This window comes from Streptomyces sp. SID8352 (genome assembly GCF_009862265.1).
Taxonomy (GTDB): Bacteria; Actinomycetota; Actinomycetes; order Streptomycetales; family Streptomycetaceae; genus Streptomyces.
Map to the genome: position 1 here is coordinate 1 of NZ_WWGX01000018.1, position 17,053 is coordinate 17,053.

At 71.5% G+C, this 17,053-nt stretch carries 22 protein-coding genes; 2 read left to right on the forward strand and 20 right to left on the reverse strand.

The window, feature by feature from the left end; all coding sequences use genetic code 11:
• The 14 genes from GTY84_RS04890 to GTY84_RS04955 form a co-directional block, all read right to left on the reverse strand.
• On the reverse strand, positions 1–704 hold a 704-nt coding region (locus GTY84_RS04890), incomplete at its 3' end, for a hypothetical protein (protein WP_161224853.1).
• A gap of 47 nt (positions 705–751) precedes the next feature.
• Positions 752–1,906, reverse strand: coding sequence for a siphovirus ReqiPepy6 Gp37-like family protein (locus GTY84_RS04895; RefSeq protein WP_161224854.1), 1,155 nt, complete (start codon positions 1,904–1,906; stop codon positions 752–754).
• Between the two features lie 9 nt (positions 1,907–1,915).
• Positions 1,916–2,893, reverse strand: coding sequence for a phage tail family protein (locus GTY84_RS04900; RefSeq protein ID WP_161224855.1), 978 nt, complete (start codon positions 2,891–2,893; stop codon positions 1,916–1,918).
• Positions 2,894–6,055, reverse strand: a complete 3,162-nt coding sequence (locus GTY84_RS04905; protein WP_161224856.1) for a phage tail tape measure protein — start codon at positions 6,053–6,055, stop codon at positions 2,894–2,896. It lies immediately after the preceding gene.
• Between the two features lie 6 nt (positions 6,056–6,061).
• Positions 6,062–6,193: a hypothetical protein gene (locus GTY84_RS34495; RefSeq protein ID WP_272919159.1), complete on the reverse strand. Its 132-nt coding sequence runs from the start codon at positions 6,191–6,193 to the stop codon at positions 6,062–6,064.
• Positions 6,194–6,273: 80 nt separating this feature from the next.
• Entirely contained in the window at positions 6,274–6,783 is a 510-nt protein-coding gene (locus GTY84_RS04915; protein ID WP_161224857.1) for a hypothetical protein, read from the reverse strand.
• Entirely contained in the window at positions 6,783–7,277 is a 495-nt protein-coding gene (locus tag GTY84_RS04920) for a hypothetical protein (protein ID WP_161224858.1), read from the reverse strand. The genes GTY84_RS04915 and GTY84_RS04920 overlap by 1 nt, the downstream gene beginning before the upstream one ends.
• Before the next feature lie 9 nt (positions 7,278–7,286).
• The gene (locus tag GTY84_RS04925) at positions 7,287–7,727 is read right to left on the reverse strand and encodes a minor capsid protein (protein WP_161224859.1); all 441 of its coding nucleotides are present in this window, start codon (positions 7,725–7,727) and stop codon (positions 7,287–7,289) included.
• Positions 7,724–8,074 (reverse strand): minor capsid protein, encoded by a 351-nt coding sequence (locus tag GTY84_RS04930; protein WP_161224860.1) that lies wholly within the window; start codon positions 8,072–8,074, stop codon positions 7,724–7,726. The genes GTY84_RS04925 and GTY84_RS04930 overlap by 4 nt, the downstream gene beginning before the upstream one ends.
• Positions 8,075–8,084: 10 nt before the next feature.
• Positions 8,085–8,402: a hypothetical protein gene (locus tag GTY84_RS04935; protein ID WP_161224861.1), complete on the reverse strand. Its 318-nt coding sequence runs from the start codon at positions 8,400–8,402 to the stop codon at positions 8,085–8,087.
• Positions 8,399–8,812, reverse strand: a complete 414-nt coding sequence (locus GTY84_RS04940; protein ID WP_237532066.1) for a hypothetical protein — start codon at positions 8,810–8,812, stop codon at positions 8,399–8,401. The genes GTY84_RS04935 and GTY84_RS04940 overlap by 4 nt, the downstream gene beginning before the upstream one ends.
• Positions 8,813–8,884: 72 nt before the next feature.
• On the reverse strand, positions 8,885–9,190 hold the full coding sequence (locus GTY84_RS04945) for a hypothetical protein (protein WP_161224862.1): 306 nt from the start codon (positions 9,188–9,190) through the stop codon (positions 8,885–8,887).
• Positions 9,187–10,137, reverse strand: coding sequence for a P22 phage major capsid protein family protein (locus GTY84_RS34505; RefSeq protein WP_161224863.1), 951 nt, complete (start codon positions 10,135–10,137; stop codon positions 9,187–9,189). Before GTY84_RS34505 ends, GTY84_RS04945 begins: the two co-directional genes overlap by 4 nt.
• Positions 10,138–10,167: 30 nt before the next feature.
• Positions 10,168–10,953 carry a hypothetical protein gene (locus GTY84_RS04955; protein ID WP_161224864.1) on the reverse strand — a complete coding sequence of 262 codons (786 nt, stop codon included), beginning with the start codon at positions 10,951–10,953 and terminating at the stop codon, positions 10,168–10,170.
• 152 nt (positions 10,954–11,105) lie between these two features.
• On the opposite strand from GTY84_RS04955, the gene GTY84_RS04960 reads away from it, so the two are divergent.
• Complete coding sequence (locus GTY84_RS04960; RefSeq protein WP_161224865.1) at positions 11,106–11,321, forward strand: hypothetical protein; 216 nt, start codon at positions 11,106–11,108, stop codon at positions 11,319–11,321.
• Position 11,322: 1 nt separating this feature from the next.
• On the opposite strand, the gene GTY84_RS04965 is transcribed toward GTY84_RS04960, so the two are convergent.
• From GTY84_RS04965 to GTY84_RS04990, 6 genes are all read right to left on the reverse strand, one after another.
• Positions 11,323–12,438, reverse strand: coding sequence for a phage minor capsid protein (locus tag GTY84_RS04965; RefSeq protein ID WP_161224866.1), 1,116 nt, complete (start codon positions 12,436–12,438; stop codon positions 11,323–11,325).
• A gap of 17 nt (positions 12,439–12,455) precedes the next feature.
• Positions 12,456–13,970 (reverse strand): phage portal protein, encoded by a 1,515-nt coding sequence (locus GTY84_RS04970; RefSeq protein ID WP_161224867.1) that lies wholly within the window; start codon positions 13,968–13,970, stop codon positions 12,456–12,458.
• Positions 13,951–14,160 carry a hypothetical protein gene (locus GTY84_RS04975; RefSeq protein WP_161224868.1) on the reverse strand — a complete coding sequence of 70 codons (210 nt, stop codon included), beginning with the start codon at positions 14,158–14,160 and terminating at the stop codon, positions 13,951–13,953. Before GTY84_RS04975 ends, GTY84_RS04970 begins: the two co-directional genes overlap by 20 nt.
• Positions 14,161–14,251: 91 nt before the next feature.
• The gene (locus tag GTY84_RS04980; protein WP_161224869.1) at positions 14,252–15,535 is read right to left on the reverse strand and encodes a PBSX family phage terminase large subunit; all 1,284 of its coding nucleotides are present in this window, start codon (positions 15,533–15,535) and stop codon (positions 14,252–14,254) included.
• A complete protein-coding gene (locus GTY84_RS04985) occupies positions 15,525–16,070 on the reverse strand; it encodes a helix-turn-helix domain-containing protein (RefSeq protein WP_202549805.1) in 546 nt (181 codons plus the stop codon). The genes GTY84_RS04980 and GTY84_RS04985 overlap by 11 nt, the downstream gene beginning before the upstream one ends.
• Positions 16,071–16,135: 65 nt before the next feature.
• On the reverse strand, positions 16,136–16,597 hold the full coding sequence (locus GTY84_RS04990; protein WP_161224870.1) for a hypothetical protein: 462 nt from the start codon (positions 16,595–16,597) through the stop codon (positions 16,136–16,138).
• 104 nt (positions 16,598–16,701) lie between these two features.
• Here GTY84_RS04990 and GTY84_RS04995 point away from each other — a divergent pair, with 104 nt between their 5' ends.
• A complete protein-coding gene (locus tag GTY84_RS04995) occupies positions 16,702–16,953 on the forward strand; it encodes a hypothetical protein (protein WP_161224871.1) in 252 nt (83 codons plus the stop codon).
• The last annotated feature ends 100 nt before the right edge of the window (positions 16,954–17,053 follow it).

Sequence of the window (17,053 nt, forward strand, 5' to 3'; positions counted from 1 at the left end):
ATCAGCACCGGGAGCCGCGACTCCGCCGCAGGCGCGACCTCCCCGCCGGTCCGCTGGAAGGTTCCGAGCCGCAGATTGACCTGCCCGGCCGCGTAGTCGAGGACCGAGTCCGCCTCCACGGCCCAGCCGGACTGAGGGGCGGTCACGATGACCGTGCCCGCAGCCTCGTAGAGGGTGATCGTCTTGGCACCGTCGTAGATCCGCAGCCGCTTGGTGTCGGTCTCCCACGTGATGTCCCCGACCTCGGGGTTCGGGTTGGTCTGGGCGGTCGACGTTCCTACTCGGATGGTCCGGCCGACGTACCGCTCACCGCGCGTCACGGTCACCGACAGAGCGCCCGGCGGGACCGTGACGTTCCCCAGCAGGGTCTCGTAGTTCGGGAACTCGGGGCCCGTGGCCAGGGCCGGTGGCCCGCCGCCCGGGGTGCCCTTTTTCACGACCGCGCGCACCGTCCAGGTCGTGCGGGACAGCCGCAGGATCACCCGGTCGACGCGGGCCTGGCCGCTGGTGTTGGGGTCGATCGCGAGCGTGTCGCCGGTCGTGCCCGAGGTCCAGCAGTGGCCGTGCACGGACGCGAAGACGTCCGGCCGGACCGTCACCGTCAGGCCGACCCCCGCCCGGACCACCGCCGGATCGGCGGGCGACCCGTACACCCCGGCCCCGGAGAAGAACCTCGCAAGCTGCTCGTACTCAACGTCGCTCACCGCACGCGAGTTGTGCCCCGGGCTGGGCCACGAGTCCTGGGCCATAGCTACCTCGATTCCAGTCGTCCGAGCCTGCGGCCCAGGTCCCGCACCACGCGGGTCATCTGCGGATCAGTCGTCGCGGCCGGTGAGCCGATCAGGGACGTGACCTGCTCGCCGCCGTCGGGCTCGGCGCGCAGGGTGATCGACCGCACGAGGTCGGTGATCTCCAGCCCGGTCGGCAGGGCCACCGTGACCCGGTCTCCGAGCGTGAAGTCGCGGCTGGCCTGAAGGTCTTCCGTGTCGACCGTCACGGTGGACAGCTCCACCGGAGCCGCGCCCTCCGCGAGCGCCTGTCTGCCTTCCTGCGTGAGCGTGCCGTCGTCGTTGGAGTCGGCGTTGGAGTCGATGAGCTGCTCCACCCGCCACCAGGCCGCCGCGGCCGCCGTGTCGGCGACCTCCACGTACGGGCGGGGGAAGGCCTGCTCCGAGCCCGTCACGAGGGCATGCGTCACGGTCGGCGCGGACCGCTTGAAGCTGACGGCGCGGAGGTTGCCCAGCCCTTCCGAGAAGCGCGCCGTGCTCGTGCGGTCCACCGGCGCGTACACCTCGAAGCGGATCTGCCCCCCGGCCTGGCGGCAGCGGAAGCCCAGCCCGCCGCCGTCCGTGGCGACGCGGCGGCACACGTCCAGGAGCCGCTCAAAGCGGGTCTGGACGCTCACGCTGGTCCCCACCCCGGCCGCCGTACCGAGCGTGAGAGCGGGGATGCGGCGGTCCGTGCGCGCGCTCGGTCCGCAGGTCTCGCCGACCAGCGTGCGGATGATCGTCTCGGCGCTCGACGGGCCGATCTTCCGGGCCGTCGCGGGCTGCGCCGACCACGCCGAAGCGGGAGCGGGCCACGTCAGGTACCCGGCCAGCCGGGCCAGGTCGTCGGAGAAGGAGACGGTGACCTTGCCCGGCGGGGCTTCGCCCTCTCCGGCGATCCCCCAGGAGAAGTCGGTCGGAATCTCCATCGGCCCGCCCATCCAGTACGCGCCGTCCCGGAGGACGACGAGCCGGTTCCCGGGCTGGAGCTGGGCCATGACGTACGGGTACGCGACGAGGTCGACACTGCCGGAGCCGGGTTCGTTGAAGGCCTGCGTGACCTCCAGCCCAGACCACTCCGCGAGCGGGTCGCCCTGGATCTGGAGAGCCGAGTTCGTGACGAGGAGCTGAATCGCCAAGATCCCCCCTCAGGCTGTCTCGTAACGCGGATGGAAGACCAGGTCAACGGCGCTCCCCGGCCCGGCCCCATCGAGCTGGAACCGCACCGGGTTGTCTCCCGGGGCGAGCCCCCAGAGGACTGCCATCGGCCAGTCCAAGGCGCCGATCCAGTTGGCGCCGTCCTGGTAGCGGACCTGCACAGGGTCCGTCCGGACGGTGACCGTCTGCCCGGCCAGGAGGTCACCGTGGCCCACCTCGGGGGCGCCCGGGTCGAGGGTGAAGGACTCGCTGGTGTCGGTCCGTGAGAACGTGATCGAACTGGCGGGCCCCGTGATCTGCCACGTGGGCCACACCGTCACGTCGCCTGGGTTCCGGACCGTCGTAGCCCCGAGCACCTGGCTGGACGAGACCGAGGGATACGGCACGAGGAAGTCGACGCCCGCTCCCTGCTCGCGGTGCACGGTCACCGGCTCCGCGTCCGACCAGTACGGGTCCTCCGCCAGCAGCGTCATGACCGCCGTGTCCGCAATCCAGCCCGAGCCGTACGACCCCAGCCCCTCCCACCCGTCCTGGTAGACCACGCTGATCCGGCGTCGGCTGCCGTCCGGCCGGGCGATCTCCAGAACGCCGGGCCCGTCACGCAGGGTCCGCGTGAACGCGGATGCGAGAGCCCGCCAGTTCCCGACGAAGTCGAGATGAGTCCGGCCGGTCACCCGGAGCGGCCAGACGATCGACCGCTCCTGCGCCTGCACATGCCGCACCCGCACACCCCCACGCGGGTGCGGGTCTTTCGTCAGTTCGTACGGCGCTGCGCCCAGCCCCGACACACCCTCAGCGAGAGTTCGCCAGCCGAGGGACCGCTTCGTCAGCGGCCACGCCTGTCCTGTCGGGTCGTAGTAGGTCACGGTGGCCCTACCCAGCTCCGGCAGGACGATCCCGCCGGAGCTGGGCGGTGGCGTGGACGGGTCCGGGGTCTCCGGCTCCACCGCCGGTGCAATGAGCGGCATCTACCGTGGCCTCCCTACCCGGGCCCGCGCGTCCTGGCGGCGCTGCAACGTCTCCAGGTCGCGGACCGTCATCTCCCGCTGTGTCAGGTGATAGGTGTTCTGAGTCGTGTACGACCTGCGGTCCACCTGCCCCCCACGGCCGCCGTCCCGGCCCCGGGCCATGGCCCAGTCCACCGGCGCTGGCGTCGACACAAGGCCCGCCATCGTCCGGTCCACGGCCCGCCGCTCGCCCTCGATCCCCCGGACGAGCCCCTGCGCGGTGAATGCACCGAGCCGGGCCATCACCCTGCTGGGCGACTTGATGCCGAGGGCCTTCTTGACCGCCTTCGTCATGCTCTTGGCGATCCGGAGCATCTGCGCCTCGATGCTCTTCTGCTCCTTCTGGAGCCCGGCGACGAGCCCACGCGCGGCCTGGATACCCGCCGCGTACATGGCGTCCCCAGCTGCCCCGCCCGCCTTGCCGGCCGCCGATACCAGTGCGGCCTGCTCCTTGTTGATGGCCTTGATCTGCGCCGGCGTGGCCGACGCGAGCGACGCGGCGACCGCGGCCCCCTGGTCGACTCCGGCCTGCGCGATCTGCGAGATCAGATCGGACCGGACTCCCTTCATACGGAGGGCCGTGAGGCTCTTCGCGAACGCCTCCGCCGCCTTCCGGTCCCGCTGAAGACGCGCGAGGACCGCGGCGGGGCCCCGGCTCCCGGCCTGCCGGGTGATGTCCGCCGAGCCGAGGATGCCGCTCTTCACCGAGTCGGCCAGCTTGTCCCGGTCCTTGATCAGATCGGACAGGCGAGCCGATGCCGTCTTCAGCCGGGCCGCGACCCGCTCCTCCTGGCTGGCCAGCGCCAGCAGCCGCTTCGTGTCCGCCGACACCCGGCCGAGGAGCTTGGCCCGCTTCTTCCCGGGCGCCAGGCCGTCCGCGATGATGTCCGCCAACTTCGCGGACGCCGCCTTGACCTGCCTCGACGAGCCGGTCATGCCCTCCACCAGACCCCGGGCAATCCACCGGCCCTGCGCCTTGGTGACCTTCGAAGGCGACGCGATCTTCAACGCCTTCGCGATCGGGCCCGGGATGACCGACGTGGCCCACCCGACCAGGGTCTCCTTGAGCCACCCGCCCATGGACTTGATCCCGTTCCAGAGGCCGCGGACTACGTCCGCGCCCTTGCTGTAGAGGAGTTGGGTCAGGTCACCGACCGCGGTGGCCATGCGGCCCGGCAGCCCGGTCAGCCACGTCACCAGTTCCCCGGCCTTGCGGGTGCTGCCGTCCTTGAACTGCTGCCAGTGCCGGGACGCCGCGGCAGCGAGCTGCGAGCCCAGGCCGCTGATCGCGCCGGTCACCCGCCCCGGCAGCCCGGTCAGCCAGGCCACCAGCTCAAGGCTCTTGGCGACTGCCCGGTCCTTCGCCTGGCCGAAGTACCCGGACACCATGCCCGGGATGGCCGCCAGGTAGGCGATCACGGCCAGGGCCCCGTCCTTCGCCCAGGTCAGCTTGGCCACGACCCAGTCCCAGGCCGTGCCGGTGGCCGACTTGATCTGGTCCCAGTAGGTGACGACCAGAAGCACCAGCCCGGCGAGAGCCACCGCGATCCCGGCGATGATCCAGAACATGGGGTTGGCGAGCATCGCCGAATTCATCGCCCACACGCCGATCGCGGCGATCGAGAACGCGCCGCCGAGCGCGAGGACGCCCACCGCCGCTGCGCTGAACACGCCGGAGTTGTCCCGGACGAAGCCGAAGAATGTGCTCAGGCGAGGGATCACGCTGGTGCCGAGGAAGTCGACCAGCCCCTGCTGAAGGGTCTGCTTGAACGCCATCACCTTGGCGCCGGCGTTGTCCCGCAGGCCCGTTCCCAGATCGTCCGCGGCGCCCTTCGCTCCACCCATCGCGGCCGACGCCTTGTCCACGTCGAGCGCGAACAGAGCCGCCCCGAGATCCTCGCCCGGCCCGCCGAACAAGGTGGAGACGATCTGCTTCGCTTCCTGGGTGTTCGGGCCCAGCTCCCGCAGCTTGTCGAGGATGAGGCCCATCGCGGCCTCGCCCTTCTTGCCCCCGGCGGCCATGTCGTCGCCGATCTGCTTCGCAGGCAGACCCAGATCCTTCAGCGCATCCTGCACGCCCTTGGAGCCCTCCGTCGCCCGGAGGTTCAGCTCCTTGAAAGCGTCCGCGATCTTGTCCGTGTCCTGGACCCAGCCGCCCTCGACGCCCTGCCGGATCAGGCCCAGCGCCGTCTGGCCGGACAGGCCGGCGGACTGGAAGATCGGCCCGTACTCACGGAAGGTCTCGGCGAGGTCCTCGCCTGCGGGGCCCAGTCCGGTCATGCCCTTGGCCAGCAGGTCGAACGCCTCGCGGGAGTCCTTGGCGAGGCCGTTCTTCACCGCGGACCCGGCTGCCTGCGCAGCCAGAGACACATCGATTTCGAAAGTGGAGGCGAGGTCGGCCGCGTTCGTCGCCAAGGACTTGATCTGCTTGGCCGTGGCCTTCGGAGGCAGCAGCCCCGAGCCAGCGATTGCCTTGATCGCGTCGGCGCCCTCCTGGAAGTCGGTGACCACCGCGTCCTTGAAGAGCTGCCCCGCCACCCGGCCGTACTTCTGCGCCACCGCGGGCGTCGTGCCGAGCTGCGCGCCGAGCCGCGCGGTGATCTGCGACTGGTCGAGCGCCTGCTGCATCCCGCTCATCAGCACGGCGCCCGCCGCGAGCCCGGCCCCGGCGGCGGCCATCTTGAGCCGGGCGCCGAGCCGCTGCCCCATGGTTTCCCCGGCGGCGTCGGCGGCCGGTCCTCCGGAGTCGGCCAGGCCGTCTCCGGCTGCGTCTCCGGCGTCGTCCCCAGCCTGCCGGGCGGCCCGGGTCGCGGCGTCCCCGAGACCGTCGCCGAGCCGCTGCCCAGCGCGCTGCCCGGCCCGGTGCGCCTCGGCCTCGGCCTCCAGCGCGGCGGCCGTGACCGCGTCGACCAGTTCACCGCGCATGTTCCGCCACTGGCTGTCCGCGCCCCGGACGAATCCGCCGCCGAGGGCATCCCCTGCCCGCTCGCCTGCGTCCTCGGCGTCGTCGGCCATCTGGTCTCCGGCGTCCCGGAGGGCGTTCTCGGCGCGGCGCAGCGCGGGCCGGACAGCGCGATCGTCGACGGTCAACAGCGCGGTCAGTTCGCCGACGGTCAGCGCCACGGCGCATCACCTCCTGCGGAGAGAGCGGGTCTTCGGGTCCTCAGGGGGCGGTGCGAAGTGCCGGTGCAGGCGGGTCTCGGCGGAGAGCAGACCGAGGACGCGGACCTGGAGCCAGCGCCAGGTGCGACGCTGAAGCACCCCGTCCTCCACGTCGATCCCGTACACCTGGTGGAGGTCGGCCTCGATGAGCGGCCACTGGGCGAGGAGCCGGTCCCAGGTCAGGCCCGCGAGCGACCGCGACTGCCGCGCCGTCGGGAGCCCGCCCTCGTACCACTCGTAGAGGCCGGTGACCGGGTCGTACTCTCCCCGGCCGACGCCGAGGTGCCGTGCTTCTGCTGCGCTCTCCGGGCCGCCCGGTTCGCTTTTCCCAGGTGGCCTGTCTGCCAGAACTGGGCGGCGGTCTCGCGGTCGGTCGTGACCCAGAACATAGCCGTGAGCGCGACATGCTTGAACCGGCCCCAGGACACATCCGCGAGCAGGTCGTCGTAGGCGTCGCCGAGGCACATGCGGTACAGGTCCCGCTCCTCGTCGTCGTCCAGCACCGGAGTGTCCGGGGCCTCCCCGCCGGCGGCGAGCCGGGCCGCGAGCGTGGTGATCCGTTCGATCCGGATGCCGTCCTCGGCGGACGGGTCGGCGATCCGGTAGATGCGGGTCTGTCCGTCGCGGCCCTGGACGGGGAGGTCGAGGTGGTCGTCGAGGAAGGCGTCGAGCGCCTCGAAGTCGGCCATCAGGGCGTTTCCGGGGTGAGCGGGTTGGCGATCGGAGTGAGCGGCCCGTCGCCGGTGAAGGTGATTTCCACCTCGCCGAGGGAGGTGTACTCGCCGCCCTGGGGCTGCCAGTTCGGAATCGCGCGGCCCTCGTAGGCCTCCGGCAGGCCGGACCGGTTCATGTACCGCAGGTGGACCTTGTTGGCGTCGTTGTACGCGAAGTGCGCCAGACGGATGGCCTCGTGGACGGGGTGGTAGGTCTTCGCCGTCTTGTTGGCCTTGCGGCGGATCGTGCAGGAAACCTCCCACGCCTGGCCGGTCTTCTCGTTCCCGGCCCAGCCGTCGCCGTCGTAGTCCGAGCTGTCCTCGATGTTCGGCTCCGACGCGGGCTGGAAGCTCCGGATGCCGGGGCAGAGCTTCCAGTCCGGGGTCTCGTCGGTCCCGACGTTGATCTCCAGCCGCCACTCGCGGGCCAGCTCGGTCTCTGTCGTCGGGGTCTCAGGGGGTGTGGACATGCGGTCCTCCTAGTCGATCAGGTGGGGCCCGGACCGCACGGTCCGGAAGTAGTAGTTGCCGGTCAGCTCCATCCGGCCGCGCGCGTCCTGGCCGATCCACGCCTGCGACTGCCGCCAGGACACCTCCACCCACACCCCGCGCGCTCGATACGAGCGGCGGTTGTGCAGGACGGCGAACACCGTGTCCGCGAGCTGAACCAGCCCGGCCACGTCCGTCCCCCAGCGCATCCGCACCTGGAGACCGGACACCGAGTCCGTGGAGTCGTCGTCCGCGACCGGGTATGGCGTCAGCCCGAGCGCCCGGTCCGGGCCGTCCGGCACCGGGCCCAGCACGATCCCCGTCCCGCCGGCGGGCAGCGGCGCATCCGGCGAGTAGACGCCGGCGCCCTCCGCCGCGAGCAGCTCGGCGACACCGACCAACAGGTCGGCATCGTGCGAGGCCCCGCTCACCGCAGCGCCCGCCGGAGCTGAGCGGCGAGCAGCGCCCGGACCTGCGAGCGGGACGCGTTGAGCGGCTGCTCCAGGTACTTCGCCTGCCGTCCCGGCGCGTGCTGCCAGGTCAGCTCCTCGTGCTGACGGACGGCGTACGGCCCGTCGTAGGACACCGCGCCGGTCAGCGTGCCCTCGTCGACGGCGGCGGTGCCGGTGTTCTGAAGGGCGCCCTCGTCGATCGGGACGAGGGCCTGGGACTCGGTGAGGACGTGCTCAACGCCGAGGAGGAGCCCGCGGGCGGCGGCGGCGCGGAGGTGCCGCGCGACCGCGTCGCCGTCGTAGTCCAGGCGGAATCGCTGCGGCACGGTGGCCTCCCTACTGGAGTTGGATCTCCACGTGGTCCGGGGTCGGCAGGCCCCCGCCGTCGCGGGCCAGGCAGGCGATGACCGTGGTGACGCGGCCGGACGGGAGCGTGACCCGGGACAGCGGCGGCACGCTGATGCCCGGCGCCGTGTAGGCGGTCGAGGAGGACGTGACCTGCTCGCCGCCCGGGGCGACGACCGCGCGGGTCTGCTCGTCCACGAACGCCTTCACCACCATCGGGGGTCCGTACAGGGGGCCGGTGCTGGAGTCCCCGAGGTGGGGCTCGATGGTGATGCGGTGGCGGAGCAGCCAGCCGGGGATGCTGCTCACCAGCCCACCGCCACCGCGCCGATGAGGAGCTTGTCGTGCAGGTGCGGGGCGCGTAGCTCGTCCCCGACCTGCGGGGCGAGCTGCCGCGCCGCCGAGTCGTCCCCGGACACCGAGGCCGATCGGCCGAGGTTCACCGACCCGATCGACACCGACCCGTACCCCGCCCCGGCTGCGCCCGTGCTGTCCCCGACCTCCCCCCACCAGGCCGCCTGGGCGCACACCGCCCGGCCGATCGCGGTGGCGACGTCCGGGTCGGCGGGCATCCCCGCCGTGTCGACGTCGTAGCGGCAGTAGGCCAAGACCCGGGCGTCGAGCATCCGGGACGCGGCCGCCAGGAGCCGCTCGGCGTCCTCGGGCGGATCCGTGCCGAGGTAGGCGGCCAGATCCGCGGCCGTCGCGTAGGTGTGCACCAGCGCCTCCCTTGCAGAGCGTGGGCCAGAGGGGCGTCCGTTTCGGGGCGCCCCCTGGTGCAGGCCGGTCGGCTACGAGGGCGGAGGGGCCCCGTACCGCTCGACCAGGTCGTCCTTGGTGAGGTCCTCGACCGCGGCCTCCTCATCGGAGTCGCTGGCGACGGTGCGGGCGTACTCCTGCCAGGCCGCCTTGGGCGCGGAGCGGGCCGGACGCTCGGCCCCCGGCCCCCGGCCGCCCTCTCCGCCCGACGACTCCTGCGGCGGGCCCGTGGCGTCATCCGGCTGGAGGCGCTCCCAGTTCGGGAGCATCTCCAGCCGGGCGTCCGGGTGGGCTCGCTCGACGATGTCGTCCGTGTTTGCGTTCCGGTAGCGGATCACGTGGCGTCAGCCCCCTTCAGCAGCACCGCGCGGTTCGCGTCGAGGGTCTTCGTGCCGTACAGGCAGTCGACCGAGACGACGGTCTGCTTGTACTTGATGTCGTAGTCGTAGACCACGCGCAGGGCGAACCCCTCGTAGTTCATGATCACGGCGTCCTGCGCGCCCGGCGGAAGCTCCAGGGTTCGGGTGACCAGCGCGAACGCGGTCTTGTGGAACGCAAGGCTCTCCTCGGTCGTCGGCTGGCCGGTGCCCGGAACGGCCGCAGGGCCAGCGATGTTCTGCGTCATGTACGGGTCGAACCCGGACGCGTTCCCGCCGAACTGGGCCTGGCGCAGACCGACCGTGTCGCCTCGCTGATCCGCCGCCCGCCAGATCCTCTCCGCCATCCACCGCGCCTTGGTGCGCGGTCCGACGACGGCGTGCCGCTCGTCGAGGGGGACGTTGCGGGTGTCGAGGATCTGCCCGGCCTCGATCAGCACGCGCGAGTCCGACCAGGGGTACTTGCCGCCCGGGTACTGGTAGTTCTCGCCGCCGGCGTTCTCGGTGACGGCGCCCGCTTCCTGGACGATGTCGGCGCGCAGTGCGAGGAGATCGCGGTCGATCTTCTGTGCGATGGCCTTCATCATCGGGTCGAGGAGCTGCTTCCCGAAGTCCTGGATGTCCAGGGTGAGCTGCTCGGTCGTGACCGTCGCGGAGACGTCCGCGAGGTGGTTGAGGGAGACCGCGATGCCGGACTCGGTGGCGTCCTGCGGAACGATGCCGGTGGTCCGGTTGAAGTCGGAGGCCGTGAAGGTGGCCGGCTTGCGGACGGTGATGGTGTCGCCCTGGCGGCCCTGGAAGTCGCCTTCGTAGTCGCGGTGGACGAGCTGCGCCATGACGGCGGTCTCGTACAGGGTGGCGAGCGCCCGCTGCGCGATGAGGTCGGGGGTGAGGAAGTTGTTGGCCACGGGGGCCTCCTGTCGGGTCTGGAGAGGAGGTCAGCGCCGGCCCTTGCGGAGGGCTTCGCGCTGGGCCTCAATGCCGGTCTTCGCCTGGGGCTTCTCCGTACTGCCGGAGAAGTCGCTGCTGGTGCGCGCGGGCGCCTGGCCCTGCGTCTTGAGCTTGGGGTTGTCCGCGACCGCCGTCTTGATGGCGGCGGACACGGCCTTCGCGAACCCCTCGTCGGACGGGTCGAGATCCCTGATCGACGACAGGAACGCCCGCGAGTCCGTGAGCGCGTCCGGGTCCGCACCGTGCTTGCCCGCACTCCGGTAGATCGCCAGCTCCACCGCGGTCTCGCGGTGCGCAGCGGTCGCCTTCTCGATCTGCGCGGTCAGCGCGGCCGGGTCTGGCGGCGTGTCCTTGTCGTCCTTGATCAGGCCGAGGGCCTTGCCGAGTTCCTGCACGATCTCCGTGCGGGCCTCGTCGGCCGCCGCCTTCTTCGCGGTCGTGCGCGCCTTCGCGGCCTCGCCGTTCGCTGTCTTCAGCTCCTTCTGGAGCCGGGCGATCGTCGCGGCCGGGTCCTCGCCGTCCTTCTTGGCAGGCGCGCGCGGCTTGGGCTTCTCGCCCTTGCCCTCGTCGTCGGCCCCGGTGTCGTCGCCGGTCCCGCCGGCGTCGTCGTCCCCGGCGCCGTCCGCGCCCGTGTCGTCACCGCTGTCGTCGCTGCCGGATCCGGAGTCGTCTCCGTCCCCGCCGTCGGCGTACAGCCACGGGTCGAAAGGGCCCTTGGGGTAGGGGTGTGCCCAGCCAGCACCGGCCAGCCTGGGGAGGGTTCGCTTCTGCATGCGTGCACTCCTGGTGCGCGTCGGGATGTTCGGCCCCGCGCCTGGCGGGGTTGTGCGATCCGGCCCGCTCCCGGCGGGCGGAAGACTGCGGCCCTGCAACCGATACAGGAGACATGGGGAACGCCCCGTGCATTCGGCGCTACGGTCTGCTCATGAGTGAGAGCACCAGCGAGCGGGAGCTCGCAGACCAGGCCCGAACGGCCCTTCTCGAAGGCGTCATTCGTGCTGCGGAATCAGGCAGCGGCGAAACTGCGCGAAACCTGGCGGAGGCCTACGTAATCCTGAACGACAGTGCCCCGCGCGAGAACAAGGAAGGAGACAACTACAGCCTGGGTAGCTACGTTCTCTCAACGCGAGGCCGCCGCTGACCTACCGCGCGGTCGTGAGCTGCTCGCGGTGACTCTTCCGGGGCAACCCGGTCTCCGCGACCAGCTCACGCACCCGCCCCTGATACGCCCGCACCCGCGCCCGCGCGGCCCTCCGCTGCGCCTCATCCAGAGCAGCGGCCTCCAGCCGTTTCCACTTCCGGATCTGCCGCTCCAGGTACCGCTGCCGCTGCGAATCCTCGTACGTCCCCCGCGAGGGCTGCCGGGCCGGGATCTGCGTGACGCCCGGCAGGTAGGCCGAGACCGTGTGGCGGCAGTTCGGATGCTGGAGCCCCGCCGACCGCGCCTCATCCAGCGACCCAGCCACCGCCACGGTGACCATCTCGCCGTCCTCGGTGCTGTGCTCCACCTGCACCTCGCGCGCCCCAGGCGCGCCCGAGCGGGCCAGCACCTTCCGCTCCCACGGCCTGCACAGCTTGCACTCTTCCGGCGCCTGCGACACCAGCACCAGATCCACACCCGCCGCGCCCAGCCGGTCCGTGTGCGCCTCCAGCGCCGCCCGGCCGCACGCCGACCGCGTGGCCATCTCCGTGTACGAGCGCAGCTCCCACGACCGTCCGGCCGAGTCCACGAACCCCGTGATGCCCCGAGCAGCAAACTGATCGAGCGCCGACTGTGCCGCCTGCCGCCGCGTCTGCGCCCCGAGCACCGGAGCCGCGGCCGCCCGCGTGATGACTTCCCGGTAGGCGTCCATGCTCTGCCGCAGCATCCGCAGATGCACCGGTCGGACGTCGTCCACGACCGCGGCGGCGAGCCGGTCCACGACCGGCGCCGTTGGCAGGGTCTCCGCAGCCGCGGCCGCCTGGCCCGTGCCGAGCGCGCCCAGCTCGGCGACCGCCGCCTGCTGTCCGCGCTCGTACGCCTCCGCGACGGCCTGGCTGATCGCCCCGGAGGCGTCGGCCTGTAGCGCGGCGATCACCTCGCTGATGGCCGTCTGGAGGTTGCCCACGGCGGCCAGCTTCATCTCCGCCCACACCGGGGAGTCGAGGCCCTCGGCGAGGGCGCGACGGATGCGTTCGATGAGCACACCCTCGGCGGCCTCGTACAGGTCGGCGACCGCCGCGGCGAGGTCTTCGGCCATCGCTGGAGAGACGGGCACCGGCGGTCACCCCCCTTCTACGGCAGGTCGCCGGTCTGCATCGGGTCCGGTACCGCCGTTCCTGCCTCGACCTGGATCCGCTGCACCTCGGCGGCCACCTGGTCGTCGTCCCACTCCGGGTGGACCATCCGCACCAGCGTGTCCGTGCTCGCTGCCTCCGCGCGCCTGAGCACGTCCGCCGTGTTCGCCAGGGCCAGCGGGTCCTCCTGCACGGAGTCCTCGAACTCCACCGTCGGCCGCTGCGGAACGGTTCCGCCGCCGAAGGCGTAGGCGTCGACGGCGAGCAGCGCCTCCACCAGATGCGCGAGCGCCGGACGCCAGCGCAGCACCTTCCGCCCGCGGGTCGTCATCGAGCGCCGCTCGCGGGCGGTGACCTCCGTGGCTGTGACGGCCACGTCGCCGCCGATGCCGAAGGTCTGCCCGCTGTACCCGGCGCTGCGGAGGATCTGGTTGACCAGGTCTTCGGCCGTGTCCTTGTGCTCTTGGACGCGGATGGCGAACTGGGCCACGGTCAGGGCGAGGCCATCGTTGTTGCGGAGGACGCTGACCCCGGCGAACGCCTCTTGATCAGGGTTCCAGCTTGCGCCGCGGCCGGGCCCGTTGGACTGGAGGTACGTCTCCGGGACGACGATGCGGCCCTTGCCGAGCCGGATGTCCCGCATCCACGAGCTGTAGGTCTCGTCCAGGGCGTCCATGAGGGGCTCGACGCCGTCCAAGTCGCTGCGGCCCCAGTCCTTGAGTTTGGGGTGGCAGCGCCAGCGGCGGGAGGTCTGGTTGGGGATGTAGACAACGTCGAGCCCGGTGTCGTAGCCGGTGGCCACGGCGCCTTCGTCATCGACCGTCTTCGCGTGCCCGGCCGTGGCCTCGCTGTCCTCCAGCGGCACGGGACGGCCGAGGTTGTCCTTGGTGCCCTGGTACAGGCCGTGCAGGATGCGGCCCCGCTCGTGCCGCTGAAGGTGCCGCCAGACCTGGCCGTCCTCCTCGCGGACGATCCGCCAGAACGTGACCGCGGACAGCCTGCCCCAGGTGAACTCGGGCAGCGCGCGGTCGGCGTGCTCGGCGGTGACCCAGGCCCGGTCAGCGATGTCCTTGTCGTACACCGGCCGCAGGTAGATCCCGCCGAGGGCGGCACCGATCTCGGCGGCGGTCTGGAGGGTGGCGAGCAGGCCGTCGTCGGCGAGGGTGTCGAGCCGGGCCTGCGTCGTGGGGTCGGCGACGGTGAACCGAGGCGGCTCCGAGAACAGCAGGTCGGCCGACCCGCCGCAGAGGTCCCCGGCGACGGGCACGTGGAGCTTGGTGCGGCGCTCGCCCGGGGCGGTCGGGCTGCCCCACCACCAGCGGGCGAAACGGCCGAGGGCGCCGCCGGCGTACTGCGCGCGCTTGGGGTCGGGGGCGCCGCCGGTGCTGCCGCCGTAGAGCTGCTCCAGGCGGTCGGGGTCGCCGGACCACCAGGTGTCCCAGGTGTGCATGGCGGTGAGGGCGGGGCTGAGGTGCGGGGGCGGCCAGGCGGTATCACCCGTGGGCAGCGGCATCCGGCACCTCCTCGTCGTCCTCGGGCGCGTTCTCCAGGTGGTCAGCGGCGGCCCGCAGGAACGTCGCGAGCGCGCGCCGCGTGTCCCGCTCTCGGATCTCGCTGCCGTCGGCGTCGAAGGTGAGTTCGCCCCAGCGGGCCTCGACGCCGCCGACGCGGACGTACACGGGCAGGCTGATCTCTGCGGTCATCAGACGCCCTCCAGTTCGGCGGCGCGCAGCAGCCGGGCCGCGTTCTGGATCGCGGCGTCCGGGGTGATCGGTTCCTCGGGGCCGCTGGGCATCACGCGGCCACCTCCAGCCGGGTCGGTAGGTACGGCCGCCACAGGGCCTCGGTCGTGCGGACGCCGTACCTCAAGGCGTCGCACGAGTGGTCGTTCTCCTTGATCGGCTTGTCCTCGCCCCGCTCGGCCGCCCCGTCGTCCCAGGAGTAGCCGAGCAGTTCGTCGATCAGGCCCTGCGCGGACTCGTGCACGAGGAGATCCCCGGTCGAGAACAGGGAGGACACCGTGCGGATCCCGTCCAGCACGCTGTTGTCCGCGGCCGTCACGCCGGACACCCCGTCGCGGTGCAACTGCTCGATGTACGACGACGCGGACGGGTCCACGACCGTCCACTCCGGGTGCACGCCGACCGCGGTCGTCTCCGGCTGCGGCACCCGCGCGAGCCACGCCCGCCGCGCCCGCGAGTACTCCGAGTCCGTGAGCTGCCGTCGTGCCCGCCGCGAGTCGTGCCGGTACTCCGAGACGACGTACAACCGCCGGTCTGCGCCGACCCCGATCAGCAAGTCGGCGTAGGGGTTGACCGTGCCGTAGTCGATCGCGTCGCACAGCCACCGCTCGATCCTGGGCAGGGTCTTCACGATGTGCTGCTCAGCGTCGAACATCTCGTAAACCGCGCCGGCCGCCAAGCACCAGTCCCCGAGGATGAACCGGCGGTACCAGAGCCCCGTGTACTGCGCCTTCAGCCGGGCGACCATGCTCGGAGCGAGGCTCGGATTGTCGTCCAGGGTGAAGTGCCAGTGCGTCAGCCCGACCTTCGGGGCCCGGAGGATGAACTCCCGCCGCAGCCAGTGGAACGGGCCGTCCGGGTTCGTCGTGGCCAGCAGCCGAGACTGATCACCGACACGGAGTCGGGACAGCAGCATCATCCAGAACTCGTACGGCACGAGCGTCGCTTCGTCGACGTAGGCGAGAGCGATCGTGGAGCCGCGGATGCGGCCCTCAGCTCGCGAGTCCGAGGCGCCGATCAGGTGCACGGTCCGACCGAGGATCGTGGCCGTGGTCGAGCCGGTGGTGTGGTGTACGTGCTGCGCGAGCGGGCCGAACAGGTGCCTCGACTGGAGCGGGTCGATGAGGTTCCGCTCGATGGTCTGTAGCGTCCGGCCGATGATGACGATCAGCCCGTGATCCGGGGCGGCGATCAGGCGCAGCAGGAAGGCGATCAGCGAGGCGATCGTCTTGCCGCTGGACACCGCTCCTGACCAGAGAGCGATCGGGGCAGCCTGCGCCTCGACGATTGACCGGATCTGCGCGCGGGAGAGCGGCAGGCCGAGGTCACGGAGCATCACCCGCCCCCTCGCTGCTGCCCTCCTCGGTCATCGCGGTGTATGCCGCGCTGAGTCCGGAGGCGAGCTTGCCGAGCATGCTGACGCCGTCGTCGATGCCGTTGTTCGTGTCCAGGGCTTCGAGGCGGGCCGCGGCGGATGTGGCGGTGCTGACGCTGGAGACGAGGGCCTTGCGGTCCTGTGCGGGCAGCCGGTCGACGGTGTACTTGACCGGCTTGCCCAGGGAGACCTCGACGAGTTGATACCCGTCGGTGTTCTTGAGGTAGGCGAGTTCGTCTTCCGCGACGTCGTAGAGGCCCTGGATGATGGCTGCTCGGCGCGCCTTGGCGTCCTGCATCTTGGCCTCCGTGGCTGCTGCGGTCTTGGATCGGTCGAAGCCGAGGCCCATCTCGGCGGCGTAGACGCTGACGGTGCGGAGGCTGCGGCCGATCTCGCGGGCGATCTCGTTCCGTCCCAGCCCTTCACCGTGGAGGCGGCGGATCTCGGCGATCTCGTGGTCCGTGACGGGGTTGGTGTGCTGGTTCGCGGCGGCCACGGTCACCTCCCTGGACATGCGAAGGCCCGGCCGAGAGTGCCGGCCGGGCCTGGATGCGGGTGGGGTCAGGTAGCGGCGGGGCAGCTCCGGCCGTCGACGGTGGCGAACTCGATGTCGCCGTCCTTCAGTCCGGTGGTCGCGGCGCCGATCCGACCAACAGCCTTGCGACCGTTGGCGAGCCGGTTGTCGACCTTCTCGGTGCCGCCCGTGGAGCAGTTGATCTGGACGAACCACCCAGCCTCGTCGGTGAGCTTGGCGGCCACGTCGTCGAACACCTGGCGCAGGCCGGTGGTGCTGTCTACCTCGACGCGGACGGTGCGCTGGTTGCCGTCGTCGTCCTGCTGGGTGACCTTGTACGGCGGGGCCTTGGCGGCGGGCTTGGTGTCGGCCTTGTCGTCGTCGCCGTCCAGGGCACTGCCGAGGGCGATGAGTGCGACGAGGAGGATGAAGACGGGCAGGCAGCCGAAGAGGAGGATCTTCTTCCCGGCCTTCTCGGCGCGCGGGTTCCGCTGCGGTGTGTGGCTCATGTTCCCCCCTGGGATGTGAGATACGGGGGTCATGATGCCGTGTCAGCGGCTTTTGTTTTCGGGCACGCCAGGACTGCCCTCAGGATGGGGGATGATCCACGATTTTGCAACTAGGTGCACAAGGGGCCCGCACGGCCTCATCCAAGATCAGCCAGACAGTCAGTGAGAGCAGGAAGAAGCCAGACATGGTCCTCGTCCGGTACATCGACGTGGTCGCTACCGCCATCGGAGGCGTCGCGCTGGCGGTGGCGGCCGCACTCGGCCGTCCCGCTGGCGGGTGGTTGATCGTGTGGGCGGTGGTGGTGGTCCTCGTCGTGGGGAGCCGCCTCTACCAGCGCCGTTTGAACCGCCGCTGAACAACGCGCCCGTCCCGCATCCAGCGGGGCGGGCGCCGACGCAATTCCCGGGGCGCGTGGGGCGGGCCGGCCCACGTGGAGCGGCCCCGCCGCGACGGGG